The organism is Streptomyces sp. ALB3 (assembly GCF_044385685.1).
Lineage (GTDB): Bacteria > Actinomycetota > Actinomycetes > Streptomycetales > Streptomycetaceae > Streptomyces.
Map to the genome: position 1 here is coordinate 285,293 of NZ_JBISCE010000001.1, position 16,708 is coordinate 302,000.

Annotated in this window: 17 protein-coding genes; 8 read left to right on the top strand and 9 right to left on the bottom strand. The window is 72.9% G+C overall.

The window, feature by feature from the left end; all coding sequences use genetic code 11:
* Positions 1–6 precede the first annotated feature (6 nt).
* Together ACHFIV_RS01440 and ACHFIV_RS01445 are read right to left on the bottom strand one after the other, a co-directional pair.
* Positions 7–1,281: a maleylpyruvate isomerase N-terminal domain-containing protein gene (locus tag ACHFIV_RS01440; protein WP_398962267.1), complete on the bottom strand. Its 1,275-nt coding sequence runs from the start codon at positions 1,279–1,281 to the stop codon at positions 7–9.
* Positions 1,278–1,847: an RNA polymerase sigma factor gene (locus tag ACHFIV_RS01445; protein ID WP_398962269.1), complete on the bottom strand. Its 570-nt coding sequence runs from the start codon at positions 1,845–1,847 to the stop codon at positions 1,278–1,280. Before ACHFIV_RS01445 ends, ACHFIV_RS01440 begins: the two co-directional genes overlap by 4 nt.
* A 289-nt stretch (positions 1,848–2,136) precedes the next feature.
* Here ACHFIV_RS01445 and ACHFIV_RS01450 point away from each other — a divergent pair, with 289 nt between their 5' ends.
* From ACHFIV_RS01450 to ACHFIV_RS01460, 3 genes are all read left to right on the top strand, one after another.
* On the top strand, positions 2,137–2,511 hold the full coding sequence (locus ACHFIV_RS01450; protein ID WP_203181872.1) for an STAS domain-containing protein: 375 nt from the start codon (positions 2,137–2,139) through the stop codon (positions 2,509–2,511).
* Between the two features lie 83 nt (positions 2,512–2,594).
* Positions 2,595–3,131 carry an EF-hand domain-containing protein gene (locus ACHFIV_RS01455; RefSeq protein WP_398962273.1) on the top strand — a complete coding sequence of 179 codons (537 nt, stop codon included), beginning with the start codon at positions 2,595–2,597 and terminating at the stop codon, positions 3,129–3,131.
* Between the two features lie 599 nt (positions 3,132–3,730).
* Positions 3,731–4,192 (top strand): ATP-binding protein, encoded by a 462-nt coding sequence (locus ACHFIV_RS01460; RefSeq protein ID WP_398962276.1) that lies wholly within the window; start codon positions 3,731–3,733, stop codon positions 4,190–4,192.
* A 16-nt stretch (positions 4,193–4,208) separates the two neighbouring features.
* Here the strand turns inward: ACHFIV_RS01460 and ACHFIV_RS01465 are convergent, their stop codons facing one another.
* Positions 4,209–5,198, bottom strand: coding sequence for a GlxA family transcriptional regulator (locus ACHFIV_RS01465; protein ID WP_398962278.1), 990 nt, complete (start codon positions 5,196–5,198; stop codon positions 4,209–4,211).
* 63 nt (positions 5,199–5,261) lie between these two features.
* On the opposite strand from ACHFIV_RS01465, the gene ACHFIV_RS01470 reads away from it, so the two are divergent.
* Positions 5,262–5,687, top strand: coding sequence for a DUF2809 domain-containing protein (locus ACHFIV_RS01470; RefSeq protein ID WP_398962280.1), 426 nt, complete (start codon positions 5,262–5,264; stop codon positions 5,685–5,687).
* A 67-nt stretch (positions 5,688–5,754) separates the two neighbouring features.
* Positions 5,755–7,137 carry an MFS transporter gene (locus ACHFIV_RS01475; RefSeq protein WP_398962283.1) on the top strand — a complete coding sequence of 461 codons (1,383 nt, stop codon included), beginning with the start codon at positions 5,755–5,757 and terminating at the stop codon, positions 7,135–7,137.
* 36 nt (positions 7,138–7,173) lie between these two features.
* Here the strand turns inward: ACHFIV_RS01475 and ACHFIV_RS01480 are convergent, their stop codons facing one another.
* The 5 genes from ACHFIV_RS01480 to ACHFIV_RS01500 form a co-directional block, all read right to left on the bottom strand.
* A complete protein-coding gene (locus ACHFIV_RS01480) occupies positions 7,174–8,361 on the bottom strand; it encodes a flavin-containing monooxygenase (RefSeq protein ID WP_398962286.1) in 1,188 nt (395 codons plus the stop codon).
* A 90-nt stretch (positions 8,362–8,451) separates the two neighbouring features.
* Entirely contained in the window at positions 8,452–9,036 is a 585-nt protein-coding gene (gene pspAB / locus ACHFIV_RS01485) for a PspA-associated protein PspAB (protein ID WP_398962289.1), read from the bottom strand.
* Positions 9,037–9,045: 9 nt separating this feature from the next.
* Positions 9,046–9,957, bottom strand: coding sequence for a zinc metalloprotease HtpX (gene htpX / locus ACHFIV_RS01490; protein WP_398962292.1), 912 nt, complete (start codon positions 9,955–9,957; stop codon positions 9,046–9,048).
* An 84-nt stretch (positions 9,958–10,041) separates the two neighbouring features.
* Complete coding sequence (locus ACHFIV_RS01495) at positions 10,042–10,707, bottom strand: pyridoxal 5'-phosphate synthase (RefSeq protein ID WP_398962294.1); 666 nt, start codon at positions 10,705–10,707, stop codon at positions 10,042–10,044.
* A gap of 141 nt (positions 10,708–10,848) precedes the next feature.
* On the bottom strand, positions 10,849–11,496 hold the full coding sequence (locus ACHFIV_RS01500) for a TetR family transcriptional regulator (RefSeq protein WP_398962297.1): 648 nt from the start codon (positions 11,494–11,496) through the stop codon (positions 10,849–10,851).
* Positions 11,497–11,919: 423 nt separating this feature from the next.
* Here ACHFIV_RS01500 and ACHFIV_RS01505 point away from each other — a divergent pair, with 423 nt between their 5' ends.
* Together ACHFIV_RS01505 and ACHFIV_RS01510 are read left to right on the top strand one after the other, a co-directional pair.
* On the top strand, positions 11,920–12,714 hold the full coding sequence (locus tag ACHFIV_RS01505; protein ID WP_398962299.1) for a VOC family protein: 795 nt from the start codon (positions 11,920–11,922) through the stop codon (positions 12,712–12,714).
* Positions 12,715–12,906: 192 nt separating this feature from the next.
* Positions 12,907–15,282 carry an outer membrane protein assembly factor BamB family protein gene (locus tag ACHFIV_RS01510; RefSeq protein ID WP_398962302.1) on the top strand — a complete coding sequence of 792 codons (2,376 nt, stop codon included), beginning with the start codon at positions 12,907–12,909 and terminating at the stop codon, positions 15,280–15,282.
* Positions 15,283–15,286: 4 nt separating this feature from the next.
* Here the strand turns inward: ACHFIV_RS01510 and ACHFIV_RS01515 are convergent, their stop codons facing one another.
* The gene (locus tag ACHFIV_RS01515) at positions 15,287–15,961 is read right to left on the bottom strand and encodes a hypothetical protein (protein ID WP_398962305.1); all 675 of its coding nucleotides are present in this window, start codon (positions 15,959–15,961) and stop codon (positions 15,287–15,289) included.
* A 211-nt stretch (positions 15,962–16,172) separates the two neighbouring features.
* Between ACHFIV_RS01515 and ACHFIV_RS01520 the strand changes: the two genes are divergently transcribed.
* Positions 16,173–16,706, top strand: a complete 534-nt coding sequence (locus tag ACHFIV_RS01520; protein WP_398962308.1) for a hypothetical protein — start codon at positions 16,173–16,175, stop codon at positions 16,704–16,706.
* Positions 16,707–16,708: the final 2 nt, after the last annotated feature.

The window sequence follows — 16,708 nt, forward strand, 5'->3', positions numbered from 1 at the left end:
CCGCGCTCAGAGCCTGCTGAGGGAGGCCGCGGCGAACAGGACGTCGCGGATCGCCTCGCGGTCGCCCTCCTGGCCTGCCGCGGCTTCCACCGGCAGCACGTGGCCGGCGACCAGCCGGCAGAACTCCACCCCGTCGAGCGCCACCTGCGCGACCGTGTGGGCGGGGGAGCCGAGTGCGGCCGGTGAGTCCAGGGCGATGTACCAGTCGCCGCCGCCACGGCCCTCGACCTCCAGGTGGAGGGAGCGGCCGGGGGACCCCGCGGTGACCAGACGACGGGCCGGCGCGGCCAGTCCCGCGCGGCGGCGCCCGGCGAGGGTGGCGGGCAGCAGCCGGGCCGCCAGGTCGATCATCCGGTGGAGATGGGCCGCGGCCGGCGGCTCGTAGGGGTAGTCGACCGCTTCCGCGATGTCACCGCCGTGCACCCAGCACTCGAAGGCCCGCTCCAGGAGCGCGTCCTCCAGCGGAAGGGCGAAGGTGCCGTACGGGACGGAGAGCTCCGCGACGCCGCGGCCGGCGAACGACACCGTGCGGACGAGGGTGTGGCTCTGGTCACGCCACGGCTCCCGCACCGTCCGCGTGGGCGGGCGCGGAGCGGACGACCAGTACGTCTCGGTGCGCCCGGTGGGGGTCGGCGGCACCGAGCCGTCGTCCTTCCCGAGCGGATCGTCCAGGCCGAGCGCCCCGGACACCAGACCGTCGACGGCCATCAGATGCCCGATCACCCCGGCGACCGTCGTCCTGCGGTTCACCTGACGGTCGTCCTCGAACCACTTCAGCCGTACCGGCGCGTGCCACTCCGAGTGGCCGATGTCCCGCAGCAGGGCGTCCAGCCGCGCGGTCTCCGCGTCGTACGGCTCCGCCCACGAGGGGACGGGGATGCGCGCCGGACGGCGGCCCAGACAACCCTCCAGGACCCGGGACCGGAGCATCGGGTCCAGATCCAGTGTGCCGTCGGTGTGCAGCAGGCCCACGGCGTCGCGCAGCCGCAGCGCCTCGTCGGCGCACCGCGCGCACGAGGTGAGGTGGTCCTCCACGGCAGCGGTCTCCTCGGCGGAGCAGGCGGCCAGCGCCCATGCCCCGAGCAGGGACTTCAGCACCTTGTGGGGGAGCGGCGGCGCGGGTGGACCCGGTGGTCCGGCCGGCCCCGGCGGATCCGAGCCCCCGGGCCGGAACGGGGGCAGCCTCTCCTGGTCGTCCGCCGCCGCCCGGGGCCCCGGTATGCGCCGCTCGACCGGCTGTTCCCCGTCGCGGCCGTCACCGCCGCCATGGCCCCCGCTCACGGTGTCGGCCCGTACCCGGGGGGTGCCGAGCCCGCCGACGGCCGGATGTTCGCGGTGGAGAGCAGCTGAAGACCGAGTCGCAGCCGGCGCCTGGCCTCGTCACCGGTGACGCCGAGGTCCGCGGCGGCCTGCCGGTAGTCCCGCCGCTGGACGTACGCGAGCTCCAGGGCGGCGCGCAGCGACGCGGGCATGGAGGCGACGATGTAGTCGGCCCGTGCCGCGGCGGTCGCCCTGAGCACCCGGTGCTCCAGCTCCTCGGCGTCCGCGCCCTCGGCCGCACCGTGCGTGCCGCGGAGCCGCTGCACCGACTGGCGGTGGGTGAGCCGTGCCACCCAGGCGCGCATCGAACCGTGCCTGGGGTCGTAGGCGCCCGGGTTCTCCCAGACGTAGCCGAAGACCTCACGCGTCACCTGGTCCGCCGCGTCCTCGTCGTCGAGCATGCGATGGGCCTGGCTGTGCACGAGGGCGGCGAACCGGTCGTAGAGCTCACCGAGGGCCGCCGCCTCGCCACGCGTCAGCCGCTGCTGCATCCGGCGGTCCCAGCGCGGTGGTGCGTCCTTCGCCATCCAGCCCCCAGCCCTGTGCCTCTCGTCACGTCGAATGTAGTCGGCGGCACAGTCCGGGCACGCACCTTTACGGCAAGTACGTCCTGTCAGCGGCGCCGGATGGTAAGGAATGCTTCCCCTTCTACCCTGTTCCGATCGCGTGAACGATCCTGAAGTGATCATTTCTGGGTGGGTCCTGAGCCGGGCCGGCGGGCGCAGAAGTGTTTGGCGGGGTGGCGACGCGGGCAGCCGCGAGGAGGAACGGAAACTTCCGGATCCTCCGGAGCCCCGGAACGAGAGGCCGAGTCGCGTGACGCTGAAGGTGTACGAGACCGAGCAGGACGCGTGGACCGTGCTGCGGATCCACGGCGAGCTCGACCTCGTGAGTTCACCCGTCGTGCGTCAGTCCGTGCACGGGGCGGTGGCCGCCGGACAGCACGACGTGGTCCTCGACCTCTCCGGCGTCCTCTTCTGCGACTCCAGCGGCGTCGGCGTCCTGATCGCCTCCCGCCGCCTCATGAAGTCCTGCGGCGGCAGACTGCGGCTGATCCTCCCCGCCCGGGGCGCCGTCGACGGCTCGCACGTCAACAAGGTGCTCGGCGCCCTGGGCGTACGCCGGCTCTTCGACGTCTACCCCGACGCGGACGCCGCCACCGACGACGAATCCAGGCCGCTCACCGCGTGACACGCCTCTTACGGTACGAGGTCGTCACCTCCCTGAGGGGAGTTGGTGACACGTGACGCCGCTCGGCGTCGTACGCTCCCCGCATGGACAGCGCAGAGTACGAGCGCAAGATCGCCCACCGCTTCGCCGCCTTCGACCAGGACGGCAACGGCTACATCGATCGCGCCGATTTCAACGCAGCGGCGGCCCGTCTGCTCACCGAGTTCGGTACGACGGCCCGCTGCGACCGGGGCCAGTCGCTCTACACGGGTGCCGAGGCCTTCTGGCAGGGAATGGCGGGCATCGCCGACGTGGACGGGGACCAGCGCGTCACCCGTGAGGAGTTCGTCGGGGGGGCCGTCAAACGCCTGCGCGACAACCCCGACCGCTTCGCGGAGATCGCGCGCCCCTTCCTGCGCGCGGCGATCGCCGTCGCCGCCGGCGCGGACGCCGAGAGCACGGAAGCCACCTCTGCCCCGGTGGCCGCGGTGGAACGGGCCCTGCGGGTGCTGGGCGCGGCGGAGGACATCGCGAGCGTCGCGGCCAGGAGCCTGGACACCGACCAGGACGGCCGGATCGCCGAGGCGGAGGCGGTCGCCGCCTTCTCCGCGTACTTCACCGTGATCGAACCCGACGCGTAGGCACCGCGATCCGGCCGGACCCGCACCGCCGTGACCGGGCCGGCGGCTGAGTGGCGCACCAACACGCCGAAGGGCGTGAACAGTTCACGCACTTCCGGGTCCGGCCCTGAACGTCTTCCGGCCGGGCCCGGACGCCGGGCCCGGGCGCGTCATGGCTGACCGGGGGTGTGCGGACGGCGAGTCGCGTGTGACGCAGCGCATCCGGGACGTGGCCGCGCCGCGGGAGCGGCCCGTGACCGGGCGGAGTCACCGGCCCGCGCTCGGGTACGCTCCGGGGGATGCGAGTGGTACGGGAACCGGAGGATCCGGGTGCGGCCCCTGTGGCCGGTCCGGGCGGCGCCCGGTGCCCTGCTCGCGAGCCACGGAGCTGCGACGGGCCGGCCGGGGACGCGGTCCCCGGGGCGGCGGCGCGCTCCTGTTCGAGTCTCCGCAGCACGCGTCGCACAGTATGGACCACGCGTACTCCTTCGCGCTGGAATATGCCCGAAGCGCTTGTTGCGGTGACTGTACGTCAACCATGCTGTCTCGTACGGGAGTCACGTTCCGTGACCCTGAGGAGGCGCGAGGCGATGTGTCCGCCGGTTCGGATGGTGTGAGCGGTGCAGGTGCTTCAGGTTCAACTGGAGGTCGGGCCGGATCCCGCAGAGGTGGGGCGGGCCCGCAGATGGGCGCGGTCACGGCTGATCGGGTCCGGGATGGAGGACGACGAGCCCCTCGCGGAAACGCTCATCCTGCTGATCTCGGAGCTCGTCACCAACGCGGTCGTCCACACCGGCTGTCCGGCCGTGCTGCGGATGCTGTTCGGCCCGGCGCATCCGGCCGGCTCTGCGGGGACGGTGAGGGTCGAGGTGGCGGACACCAGCTGCCGCCCGCCCCAGCCGCGTCACGCCGAGGGTGAGGACACCGGAGGACGCGGTCTGGAGCTGGTGGACGGTCTGGCGGACCGCTGGGGCTGGCAGCCGGAGGGCGCCGGCAAGCGGATCTGGTGCGAGATCGACCGCAGCGGGCCGGTGATGCTCCCGGTGATGCAGGAGCAGCCCGGCGAGCGCGCCCGTCTCTGAGGAGCCCTCCAGGCCCTCAGCGCCTCGCGACCGCCGACCGGAACGTCCGCCGGTAGACCGTGGGTGAGACCCCCAGTGCGGCCTGCACGTGCTGCCGCAGGGAGGTGGCCGTACCGAAACCGGCGTCCCGTGCCACCTGTTCGACGGACAGGTCCGTGGACTCCAGCAGGTGCCGTGCCCGCTCCACCCGCTGCTGGGACAGCCACTGGCCCGGGCTGACGCCGACCTCCTCGCGGAAGCGGCGGGTGAAGGTGCGCACGCTCATCGACTCCTGCCGGGCCATGTCGCGCAGCAGGATGGGCTGTTCCAGCCGCCCCAGCGCCCACGTCCGTGCCGTCGTCGTCGAGGCGAGACCCGCCTCGGGCAACGGCCGCCGGATGAACTGCGCCTGACCACCGTCGCGGTGCGGGGGGACGACGGTGCGGCGGGCGACGTCGTTGGCGACGGCGGTGCCGTGGTCGCGTCGCACGATGTGCAGGCAGAGGTCGATCCCGGCGGCCACACCGGCCGACGTGAGCACGTCCCCGTCGTCGACGAACAGGACGTCCGGATCGACACGGATCCTCGGGAAGAGCTGCTGGAAGTGGTCGGCCGAGGACCAGTGCGTGGTGGCGGGGCGCCCGTCGAGGAGACCGGCCGCGGCGAGGACGTAGCCGCCCGTGCAGATGGAGACCATCCGGGTCCCCGGCCTGATGTACGCGAACGCGGCGGCCAGTCCGGCGGTGAGCCTGCCCTCCTCGTACACGGGGCCGAGCTCGTAGGAGGCCGGCACGACGACCGTGTCGGCGGTGGCGAGTGCGTCGGGGCCGTGCTCGGCCATGATGCTGAAGTCGGCGTCGGTGCGGACCGGGCCCGGAGGGCGGACCGAGCAGGTCACCACGGTGTACAGGTGCTCACCCGCCCCGGGCGCCTCCACGCTCCGCGCGCGGCCGAAGATGCGCTGGGGAATGCCCAGTTCGAAGGGGATCACGCCGTCCAGGGCGAGCACGACGACACGGTGAGGCATCTCGACTCCTGCTCTGCCACGCAATTGGGTACGGCTCGGAACGGCCTGATAAACGTACCGGCCATGAAGAGAAAGCAGACCGTCCGCGTATCCGTTCCCCGGACGGCCGTCGTCCGTGCCACGGCTGCCGCAGCGGCACTCGTGACCGTGGCGGCGGGCCTCGGCGTCCGTTCGGCCGTGCACGGGGAGGTGGCGAAGTACGCGGGTGACGCCCTCTATACCGTGCTGATCCACGCCCTCGTGGTCCTCCTCGTGCCCAGGGTGCGGCCGTCGGCCGCCGCGGGCGTCGCGCTGGCCGTGAGCTGGGCGGTGGAACTGGCCCAGCTCACGGGCGTACCGGCCGAACTGGCGGGGCGGAGCGCGGTGGCCCGGCTGGTGCTGGGCTCGACGTTCAACGCCCCCGACCTGCTCTGGTACGCGGTGGGCGCGGCTCTGGCCTGGTGCGTCCACCGCCGGCTGCGGCCGGGGCGCGGCCTCGCGCGGCCCTGAGGCGCGTGGCCCGATTCCTGCGAAGAGTGTCTGTCCGGCCACTCGTCCGGGGAGGGCCGCCGACCGGATGCTGAACGGCGTGACCCGGACAACCGACAGTGCGACGACCGACAGTGCGACGACCGGCGGCGCGGCAACCGACAGTGCGACGACCGGCGGCGCGGCGACGATCGAGGGCCCGCCCCGGCGCCGTTCCCGTTTCCGGGTGCACCGCGCGTGGATCGTCGCCGCCGTCACCTTCGTGACGATCATCGGCGGCGCCGCCTTCAACTCCCTGCCCGGCCTCCTCATCGAGCCCCTGGAGGCGTGGTTCGGCTGGTCACGCGGCGAGATCGGCCTCGCCGTCTCCGTCGACATGGCGCTCTACGGACTGACCGCGCCGTTCGCGGCCGCGCTGATGGACCGGTTCGGTATCCGCCGGGTCGTGGTCGTCGCGCTCAGCGCCGTCGCCGCGGGCGCGCTGGCGAGTTACTGGATGACGGAGGTCTGGCAACTGGTGCTCTACTGGGGGCTGCTCGTCGGCCTGGGCACCGGATCCATGGCGATGGCCTTCTCGGCGACCGTCACCGACCGCTGGTTCGTCGCCCGCCGGGGACTGGTCACCGGGATCCTCACCGCGGCCGGGGCGTCCGGGCAGCTGATCTTCCTGCCGCTGTGCGCCTGGATCGTCGACAGGCACGGCTGGAAGCCGGCCACGGTGACGGTCGCACTGGCGGCGCTCGTCGTCGTGCCCTTCGTCTGGCTCCTGCTGCGCGACCACCCGGCGGACGTGGGCCTCGCCCCCTACGGCGGCGCGTACGCCGAGAAGCCCGCACCCGCGCGGGGCGCCGCGCGCCGCACCGTCCGCGTCCTGTCCGACGCGGCCCGCACGGGGCCTTTCTGGCTGCTGGCGGGCTCGTTCGCGATCTGTGGCGCCTCCACCAACGGCTTGGTCCGCACCCACTTCGTGCCCTCCGCCCATGACCACGGGATGGAGATGACCGCGGCGGCCTCGCTGCTGGCCGTCATCGGTGTCTTCGACATCATCGGCACGATCTTCAGCGGCTGGCTCACGGACCGCTTCGACGCCCGCAGGCTGCTGGCCCTCTACTACGCGCTGCGCGGCGTCTCGCTGCTCTTCCTGCCGATGCTGATGGCCCCGACGGTGCACCCCTCCATGGTCTTCTTCATCGTCTTCTACGGACTCGACTGGGTCGCCACGGTCCCGCCGACCCTGGCCCTGTGCCGGGAGCAGTACGGCGAGGACAGCGCCATCGTCTTCGGCTGGGTGCTGGCCTCGCACCAGGTCGGGGCGGCCCTGGTGGCGTTCCTCGGCGGGGTGGCACGGGACGTGACCGGTTCGTACGACGTGGTCTGGTACGCCTCGGGGGCACTGTGCGCGTCGGCGGCCCTGATGGCCCTGGTCATCCGCCGCAAGCAGGGCGAGGAGGCACCGGCCGCCGCCCTCTGAGGGGAGGCGTCACGCCCTCCCCTCCGAGAGCGGGCCTCACACCGCCCTGGCCACACGGGTGGCTATCCTCCGGGCGTCCAGGGCGATTTCGCGGAGCATGCCGCTGATCGGGTTGGTGAACCCGGTGAAGTAGAGGTCCGGTGCCCCATGCGGGGTGCGGGCGCCGTGCACCACGGGGCGGCCCCGCGCGTCCAGTACGCCGAGGTGGCCGACCAGGCCCTCCAGGGCGCGTTCGTAGCCGGTGGCCGCGATCACCGCGTCCGGGGTGATCCCGGTTCCGTCCGCGAGGACCACCGTGTCCCCGTCGAACGACTCGACCGCCGCCACCGGGGCCACCCGGCCACTCCTCACCGCGCTGATCAGCCCGACGTCCTGGACGGGGATCGCGCCCTCCTTGACCCGCGAGTACAGGCCCGTGCCGGGGCGGGGAAGGCCGTGTCCCGCCAGGTCGGGGACGGAGACGCGGCCCAGCAGGCGGCCGGCCAGGTCGACGAGCCGTACCGGCAGCCGGCGGACCAGCACCGCGGTCGCCTGGGCGGGCCAGCCGGCGGTGGAGCGGCGGACGATGTGCGGGGTCGTGCGGACCGCGATCCGCACCCGGGAGGCGCCGCCCTCGACCAGGTCGACGGCGATCTCGGCCCCCGTGTTGCCGATGCCGACGACGAGCACGTCCTTGCCTGCGTAGGGGGCCGGGTTCCGGTACCCGGCGGCGTGCACCAGCTCGCCGGTGAAGCCGTCGCGGCCGGGCCACGAGGGGACCTTCGGGGTGTGGTTGAAGCCGGTGGCCACCACCACCGCCCGTCCGCTCAGCACCCGGCCGCCCGTCGCGTGCAGCTGCCAGCCGGTGCCGTCGCCGCTCCGGTCGATCCGGGAGACCTCGACGCCCGTCACCACCTCCAGCTCGTGGTGTCCGGCGTACTTCTCCAGGTAGCGCACCATGTCGTCGCGTGACACCCAGCGCCCGAACCTGCGGGGCATCGCCAGCCCAGGCAGCGCCGACCAGCGCCGGGTCGTGTGGAGGTGCAGCCGGTCGTAGTGGTGGCGCCAGGACGCCCCGACGCTGCCGGACTTCTCCAGCACCACCGCCCGTACGCCCTTCTCCTTGAGGGCCGCCGCGGCGGCGAGGCCGCCCGGGCCGCCGCCGATCACGTAGACCGGGCGGCCGTCGGCGCGGCCGGCGGGGGCGGCAGGGGATCCACCGGGTACGGGGGTGCGTTCGGGCATGGTTCGGAGCGTAATGGGACATGGACATGATGGGTTCCGGTCGGGACCGGAATCGGTTGCGAAATGATCACGGCCGGGTGCCGGCCGCGTTCAGAGGCCGGGCGCGCCCCAGACCGGGAACCAGCGTGCGAGGTCGCCCTCCACCCGGAGGTCGTCCCCGAGCACGGCGCGCGCCTGGAGCTCCAGCTGGTTGTCCCGCCTCTCGGCCCCGCCGGGCACGGGCGCGAACGGATAGAAGGTGCCCCGCTTGTAGAGGTAGACGAGTGCCAGCGAGCGTCCTTCCGGATTACGGAACACGATCATCGAGCACAGCAGATGCGGGCCGAATCCGCCGTCCTGGAGGAGGGTGTTGACCGCGTGGAGGTCGTTGACCAGGGCAGCCGTGTCGTCGGGTTCCTGGTGGGCGAGCAGCCATGTGTACCCGTAGGTGTCCCGGCTGAACTCGACCGGGATCCCGCCGCGTCCGGTGTCCGCGTCGAGCAACTCGCGTACGTCTTCGCGGATACGGGCGAACGTGCCGCCCTCCACCCCCGCGAAGCACACCGAGCCGAGCCCCGTCGGGGTGAAACCGGTGCCCGCCTGGAGCGTGAGCGCGGCGGACGGCATGGCGAAGAGCTGGTCGAGGTCGGGGCGGACCGGTCTGCTGCGCCCCAGGATGCTGTCGAGCAGACCCATCGGAGCTCCTCACGGGTGGGACAGGCCGGCGGAGATGCGGGCCAGCTGGTCCAGGCGCTGTTCGAGGGTCGGGTGCGAGGACAGCAGTCGGCCCAGGCTCTCCCTGGCGGCGAAGGCGGGCACGAAGTAGAAGGCGTTGTACGGCTCCGCCTTGCGCAGGTCCTCCGTCGGAATCCTCGCCATCTGGCCGCTGACCTTGGTCAGGGCGGACGCGAGCGCCGAGGGGCGGCCGGTGAGGAGCGCGGCCGTACGGTCGGCGGAGAGCTCGCGGTAGCGGGAGAGCAGCCGGGTCAGCAGGAAGCTCAGCGCGTACACGACCGCGCTGACCAGCGGGATGAGCATCAGGATGACGCCCGCCGGGTCGTTGCCCCGGCTGCCGCGCGCGAAGCCGCCCCACAGGGCGACCCGGGTGACGATTCCGGCGAGGACCCCGAGGAACGACGCGACCGTCATCACGGCCACGTCGCGGTGCGCGACGTGCGACATCTCGTGCGCCAGGACGCCCTCCAGCTCGGCCGGCTCCAGTCTGCGCAGCAGCCCGGTCGTGGCACAGACCAGGGCGGACCTCTCGCTGCGGCCGGTCGCGAAGGCGTTGGGCACGTCGCTCCGCGCGATGGCGACCCGGGGCTTGGGCATGTCGGCGAGCGCACAGATCCGGTCCACCGCACCGTGCAGCCCGGGCGCCTCCTGCGGCGTGACCTCCCGGGCGCCCATGCCGTACGCCGCTATGCGGTCGCTGAACCAGAACTGGGCGACGAAGAGGCCGCCGGCGACGATCAGGACGACGGGCCAGGCGCCGCGCAGGACGGCCAGCAGCCCGCCCACGAGGACGACGTACAGCAGTCCGATGAAGAACATCGTGCTCACCATGCGGGTGGTCAGGCCGCGGTCCGGGGCGTAGCGGGAACGCGTTCGTGCCATGGGGGCCTCCAGCAGCTCACCTGACTCCCATAGTGCTCCTTTTCCGCCGGAACCGTAGGAGACCGGGACGGTACGGAAGCGGGGTCAGGGCCAGAGGAGCTCGCGGGTCCAGCCCGCGCCGTCCCGGCGGTACCGCAGCCGCACGTGCCGGCGCCGGGCGTCCCCCTGGAAGAACTCCACCTCCTGCGGTCCGACGACGTACCGGGTCCAGGTCCCCGCCTCGGCGTCCGGTTCCGCCCGCGCCCGCTCCCAGGCCGCCTCGGAGGCCCGCACGAGGTCCTCGTGCGCGGGCAGCACCTCGCTCTGCGAGCCGGTCAGCGCGGCGGCCAGCGCTCCGGTGGACCTGGCGCGCAGGTCGGCCCGGCTCTCCTCGCGGCTCGTGGGGAGGGCCGTGCCCCGCACGCGCACCTGGCGGCCCTGCGCGGGCCAGTAGAAGCCGAGCGCGGCGTACGGGCGGGCGGCGAGCTGGCGGCCCTTGGCGCTGGTGGCGTGCGTGGCGAAGTGCCAGCCGCGCTCGTCCGCGTCGTGCAGCATCAGCGTGCGCACATCGGGACGGCCCCCGGCGTCCGCGGTCGCCAGGGTCATGGTGTGCGGTTCGGGCTGCCCGGCCGCCACCGCCTCGGCGAACCAGGCGTGGAAGAGGGGGAGGGGGGCGGCAGGCGCGGCGGAGGGGTCGAACCGGGGGAGGGGTGCCTCCCAGACGCGCTGGGTGTGGAGCAGGTCGCGGAAGTTCTCCTGTGCGTCACTCATGGGTCCATTCCACAGCGTCCCGCGCCGGAGCGGGAACGCCGACGGCGGACCACGGGAGTGGTCCGCCGTCGGTGAGACAGGACGTGGGGCCGCCGGAGCGTGCGGCGCCCGGCGCGTGCGGCGGGGCCGGGGCTGCCGGGCCTACCTGGCCGGCTTCTTGCCGGTGATGCCCAGGTGGACCAACAGGGCGAGGTTGGGCCGGAGATCGGCCTGCTTCACGCCCCAGCTGGTGAAGCCCTTCTGGTGCGAGGCGACCCCCGCGAGCATGACGACCAGGGAGCCCGCCACGGCGGCGGGGCTGACGTCCTTGTCCACCCTGCCCTTGGCCTGGAGTTCCTTGACCGCGTCCGTCAGGGAGTTGGTGACGGAGTTCAGGACCTTCATGCGGATCTTGTAGAACCGCTTGTCGCCCTCGGCCGCGCCGAGGTCGACGACACGCAGGATCGCGTCGTGGCGCCGCCAGAAGTCGAGGAACCCCTCGACGAGTTCTTCCGAGGCCTGCCAGCCGGCTTTGCCGACCCAGGAGCGGCCGCCGACCAGTTCGGTCAGTCCGGCACCTTCCTTCGCCATTTCCTCGGCGAGTTCGAGAACAGCGCCCTCGACGTCGGGGAAATACTGATAGAAAGTCGCGGGTGAAGTCCCCGCCTTCCGGGCCACGTCGATGACTTTGACGTCCCGGTACGGCGAGGAGCTGAGCATCTCGCTGAGGCAGTCGAGCAGCTTCTGCCGCGTCGCCTGACCTCGCCGACCAGCCACGCGGCCGTCGACGGTGCGTACTTGTCCTGTCATGCCGTCAGCTTACCGAGGGGTGATCGGGGCGCTATCTGACCGACTGCAAATGGGGAACGCCTCAGTCCGGGCAGGGAGGACGGAGCAATTGCCCATGGCTCGGGAGTGCCTTTTCCGCGGGTGCGGACCTTTATCGAATTGCCTTCTCCGCGCGGTGGGCGCATCCGGTGGGATGTTGTTATCAACAACCTGTGGATAACTTCGGTGGACAACTCGCGTCCACGGTGTCGCGAGGCCTTCACGATTCGGGCAAAAGTTCTATTCTGCCTCTCGGGGCGCGCCGCGAGGCCCGTGACGTTACGTTGAGTGTGACGGGCGTCACGGCTGCGCCGCCTGGGGTCCGGGGTGGTCCACAGCACCGCCCGGGGGACCCCGCGAGGCTTTCGGGTCCTCGCGACCTCACAGCGACGGAAGGACCGGGCCATGGCCGCATTCGCGCAGTCCGCGCCGTGCTGGGTGGATGTGCAGCTCTCCGACCTGGAGGCGGGCAAGCGCTTCTACGGCGGGCTGTTCGGCTGGACCTTCCACGCGGAGGACGGCATGCCCTTCGCCGACGCGTACAGCGGAGGCGAACTCGTCGCGGCACTGGCCGCCAAGCAGGACGGCCGCATGCCCACGACCTGGGGCGTCTACTTCTCCACCCGGGACATCGTCGCCACCGTCGCCCGGGTCCGGGAGGCGGGCGGACAGGTGATCACCGCACCGGTGCGCGCCGGGGGCGCGGGCGTCCTCGCCCAGGCGGCCGATCCCGGCGGTGCGGTCTTCGGCCTCTGGCAGGCGGGTGAGCGCGCCGGTTTCGAGAAGCTGAACCAGCCGGGCTCCTTCTGCTGGACCGAGGTCCACACCCGGCGGCCCGAGCGCGTGGACGCCTTCTACGAGGACGTCCTCGGCTTCCAGGGGACCGACATCGACATCCCCGGTGACGAGGGTGCGGCCGAGCCCTTCCGGATGTGGTCGCCCGCCGGGACCGAGCCGGGCGAGGACAGTGCGGTCGGCGGGCGCGCGGTCATCACGGACGCGTCCCCGGCGATGCTGCCCAGCTACTTCCTCACCTACTTCGCCGTGGCCGAGTGCGACCGCACCGTCGAGACCGCCGTGCGCCTCGGTGGCCGGATCAAAACCCCGCCCCTGGACATCCCGTACGGGCGGATGGCGGTCCTCCAGGACGACCAGGGTGCGGCTTTCGCCGTCCTCCAGCCGACCGAACCGCGGTCGTAGCCTCCCGGACGTGTCCTGAAAGGGGTGGAGTGTTACAAGACACCCCGATCCGCCCCCGGGTTCGCAACCAGGCCCCCGGACAGGAAGAATCAGGGTGCGCACCGCCAAGTGGTGCCCAGTGGTGAGACGCTGCACAGGGCGGGATTTCGCGGGCTTCTGTTCCTGAGGTCCGTACGGGGAGGTGGCAGGCAAGTGGAACAGCTGACGCAGCATGACCCGAGGCGGATCGGCCCGTTCGAGGTGCTGGGACGGCTCGGGGCCGGCGGCATGGGGCTGGTCTATCTGGCGCGGTCGGCGTCGGGCCGGCGGGTCGCGATCAAGACGGTCCGCACGGAGCTGGCCGAGGACCAGCTGTTCCGGGTCCGCTTCACGCGTGAGGTGGAGGCCGCTCGCGCGGTCAGCGGTTTCTACACCGCCGCCGTGGTGGACGCCGACCCGAGGGCGGCCGTGCCCTGGCTGGCGACCGCCTACGTCCCCGCGCCCTCCCTCGAGGAGATAGTGAGTGAGTGCGGGCCGATGCCGACGCAGGCCGTGCGCTGGCTGGCCGCCGGCATCGCCGAGGCGCTGCAGTCGATCCACGGGGCCGGCCTCGTCCACCGTGACCTGAAGCCGTCGAACGTCCTCGTGGTCGAGGACGGGCCGCGGGTGATCGACTTCGGTATCGCGTCCGGTGTCTCCAACACCCGGCTGACCATGACGAACGTCGCGGTGGGCACACCCGCGTACATGTCCCCGGAGCAGGCGCGCGACTCGCGCAGCGTGACGGGCGCCAGTGACGTGTTCTCCCTGGGGTCGACCCTCGTCTTCGCGGCGACGGGGCACGCGCCCTTCCACGGGGCGAACCCCGTCGAGACCGTGTTCATGCTGCTGAGGGAGGGCCCCGACACCGAGGGACTGCCCGACGACCTGCGTCCGCTCATCGAGTCCTGCATGCAGATGGACGCCTCCCGGCGGCCCAGCCCGGCGGACCTGCAGTCCCAGCTGGCCCCGCATCTCTTCGCCTCCGGCAGCGACGACAGCGGCACCGCCTCGGCCTGGCTGCCGACCTCCGCCACGGCGATGATCGAGCAGCGCCGCGGCGGCGGCCGGTCCGTCACCGTCGCGCCGGCGCCCGTGGCCGTGCCTCCGCCCCCGCAGAAGCCCCCGCCGGGGGCCGATTGGGACGGGGCGTGGCACGGAGGCGGCCTGCGGACCGCGCCCGTCGCCGCACCGGCCCCGGCGGGCGCCCCCGACGGCGGCCCGGTGCGGCTGGCCGGCGCCCCGGTGCCGATCGGCCCCGGGCCGCGCCCGGTGGACGTACGCGGTCCCGCAGCCGCGCACGCCGACCCGGCCACCGGCTGGGTGCGCGCGCCCGGCGGACACACCGCCGCCGCCCCGACCGCTCCGGTGCCCGCCCCCGCTCCGGCCCCGGACGCGGCACCGGACGTGCCGGAGCGCTGGCGGCCGTGGCGTTTCCGCATGTCGAACGACGTGTGGGGCACGCCCGTGGTGGTCGGTGACCTGCTGTACGTGACGTCGTTCGAGGTCCACGCCCTGGACGTGGGCAACGGACGCCGCCAGTTCAAGACGCGCGACGTGGCCTGGTCGATGGCGGTCGACGGCGGCCGGATCCACGCCTCGGACGGCCCGTCCCTGTACGCGCTGGACGCGGCGACGGGTGCCGAGCGGTGGCGGCTGCGGACCGAGGCCTGGGTGTACTGCCTCAAGGCCGACCGGGGCACCGTCCTGACCGGGACGCGGGGCGGCGGTGTACAGGCGTGGGAGGCGTCCAGCGGCGAGAAGCTGTGGGAGACCCGGGGCGTCCAGACCGACTTCGAGACGCCGGAGGCCGGTCCCGTCATCCACGACGGCACCGTCTACCTGTGGCAGGACGCCCGGCTGCGGGCCCTCGACGCGCGCACCGGATCGGAGCGGTGGTCCTACCCCGTCGGCGACGCCGCCTCCTGCGGCGGGGTGCCGGTCCGGGTGACCCCCGCGCCCGACGGCTTCGTCTACGTCTCGGCGGGCACCCGGGTGCTGGCCGTGGACACGGTCTCGGGCCGGGTGCGCTGGCACTTCGAGTCACCGGCGGTCTTCCTCTCCCCGCCCGCCTTCGCGCCGGGGCCCGCGGTCACGGGCGGCGGGGTCTATCTCGCCGACTACCTGGGCACCGTCTACGCGCTGGACGCCTCGACGGGCAAGGACCGCTGGCGGATCGCGACGGAGGCCCGGCAGTCCATCGAGCCCGTGCTGGTCACGGCGGGCAACGTCCACGTCGGCAGCGGCAGCGCCCTGTACACGCTGGACGCGGTGACCGGCACGCCGAAATGGCGCTTCGCCGCGGGCGGCGAGGTGGTCGGAGCACCGGTCGTCGCGGACGGCCGGGTCCACTTCGGTTCGGCGGACCACGTGCTCTACACCCTGGACGCGGCGGGCGGCCAGCTCCGCTGGAAGCTGGCCACCGGTGGTGAGATCACGGGCTCCCCGGTGGCCCAGGCGGGTGTCGTGTACGCGTGCAGCAAGGACCGCTGCGTGTACGCGCTGGACGCGCACAAGGGCACGGGGACGGGGAACAGGGCGCGGGCCTGACCCGTCAGGGGTGGGGCGGGTGGTACCGGTCCCGCCGCCCGGCCTCACCGGGGTAGGTGTCCCCGTCCTGGACCGGGTACCGGGCGGTGTCCTCACCGGCAGGGGACGCCCGGTGCCGCCCCGGTCCGGTGTACGGATCCGCCTCGGGCTCCGGCCCCGGGGAGGTCTGCGCGGCCGGACCCGGCTCCTGCGTCGGCGGCCAGGTGTCCGGATGGTCGTCCGGCGGCACGGGATACGGCTCGGCGGTACGCCTCTTCCGGGGCACCCGCCGCCGCCCCGACATGAGCAGCGCGTCCAGCAGGAGCAGCAGACCGCCCGCCAGGGCCTGCGCGACGCCCCAGCGGAGCCCGGAACCGCCGCCGTCGACCGTCAGCCCGCCCGCGTCCTGTCCCTGCCGGACCATCCACAGCACGGTGAAGCCGATCACGACCAGCCCCGCGAGGGCGACCACCCAGCGTGAGCGGATGACGATGCCCACCAGGGCCACCAGCGCGGCGAACAGGAAGGGCAGCAGGATCGACCCCAGCACCGACGACGAGACGCCGCTGATGCCGTCGAACAGGTCCTGGACGCGGTAGTCACGCCCGAGACGGTCGTCGTACCAGCTGTGGAAGGGGCTCTGCACGGCCGCCGCCGCTCCCACCAGGGCGACGAGCGAGCCGAGGACATTGCGGATCATCGACAGCCTCCCGGGCCATGGCGCACGACTGTGCGCACCGCTCCCCGCAACGACGCTACGCCCGGCCGGTGCCCCCTGCCATCGGAGACGGTACGAGACCGTGACAGGGGCATGACGCAACCATGGGTACGTGCGCGGAATGCTGTGCGTTACGGTGTCGCGCGGCCGTGCGGGGCCGAAGGAGCCGACTACAGCTAGGGGGGCTGCGTCGATGATGCGGCGACGGACGAGGTTCGCGGCGGTACTGGTCGTGGTGGTGCTCGCGCTCACCGGATTCTCCACGTCCAGCCACGGGGGCAGGAGCGGGAAGAGCAGCGGTGGTTCCGGGGGAGGGGGCTGTTCCAGCTCGGAGAAGAGCAACGGCGGCTACCGCGACTACGACAACGACGACGACTACGACACTTCGTCGAGCTCGTCCGGCGGCTCCACCTACGAGTCGGCCGCCCCGGAGGCGACCGCGTCGGAGGCACCCTCTCTGCGCGTCGTCCGCTGTGCCCAGCCCAAGAAGGGCAAGCGCAAGGCGTCGGCCTCCTCGTCGATCGAGATCCGTTCGACCTCGGTGACCACGCAGGTGTACGACGTGGACGTGACGTTCGTCGACGCCAAGGGCCTGACCGTCGACACGGGCGAGGCCGAGGTCGAGCTCGGCGCCGGTGAGTCCGCGACCATCTCCGTCCCCATGGACAGTCCCCGCCTGGTCTCCCGCGTGAAGCGCTGCCAGGTCGCGGCGGAGCCGCGTCACTGACG

Excerpts from the sequence above, each read along its gene's own strand:
- htpX (WP_398962292.1), bottom strand. The coding sequence starts at position 9,957 with ATGGCACGAACGCGTTCCCGCTACGCCCCGGACCGCGGCCTGACCACC.
- ACHFIV_RS01475 (WP_398962283.1), top strand. The coding sequence starts at position 5,755 with ATGCTGAACGGCGTGACCCGGACAACCGACAGTGCGACGACCGACAGT.
- ACHFIV_RS01465 (WP_398962278.1), bottom strand. The coding sequence starts at position 5,198 with ATGCCTCACCGTGTCGTCGTGCTCGCCCTGGACGGCGTGATCCCCTTC.
- ACHFIV_RS01495 (WP_398962294.1), bottom strand. The coding sequence starts at position 10,707 with ATGAGTGACGCACAGGAGAACTTCCGCGACCTGCTCCACACCCAGCGC.
- ACHFIV_RS01455 (WP_398962273.1), top strand. The coding sequence starts at position 2,595 with ATGGACAGCGCAGAGTACGAGCGCAAGATCGCCCACCGCTTCGCCGCC.
- ACHFIV_RS01445 (WP_398962269.1), bottom strand. The coding sequence starts at position 1,847 with ATGGCGAAGGACGCACCACCGCGCTGGGACCGCCGGATGCAGCAGCGG.
- ACHFIV_RS01500 (WP_398962297.1), bottom strand. The coding sequence starts at position 11,496 with ATGACAGGACAAGTACGCACCGTCGACGGCCGCGTGGCTGGTCGGCGA.
- ACHFIV_RS01520 (WP_398962308.1), top strand. The coding sequence starts at position 16,173 with ATGATGCGGCGACGGACGAGGTTCGCGGCGGTACTGGTCGTGGTGGTG.
- ACHFIV_RS01470 (WP_398962280.1), top strand. The coding sequence starts at position 5,262 with ATGAAGAGAAAGCAGACCGTCCGCGTATCCGTTCCCCGGACGGCCGTC.
- ACHFIV_RS01515 (WP_398962305.1), bottom strand. The coding sequence starts at position 15,961 with ATGATCCGCAATGTCCTCGGCTCGCTCGTCGCCCTGGTGGGAGCGGCG.
- pspAB (WP_398962289.1), bottom strand. The coding sequence starts at position 9,036 with ATGGGTCTGCTCGACAGCATCCTGGGGCGCAGCAGACCGGTCCGCCCC.
- ACHFIV_RS01480 (WP_398962286.1), bottom strand. The coding sequence starts at position 8,361 with ATGCCCGAACGCACCCCCGTACCCGGTGGATCCCCTGCCGCCCCCGCC.
- ACHFIV_RS01505 (WP_398962299.1), top strand. The coding sequence starts at position 11,920 with ATGGCCGCATTCGCGCAGTCCGCGCCGTGCTGGGTGGATGTGCAGCTC.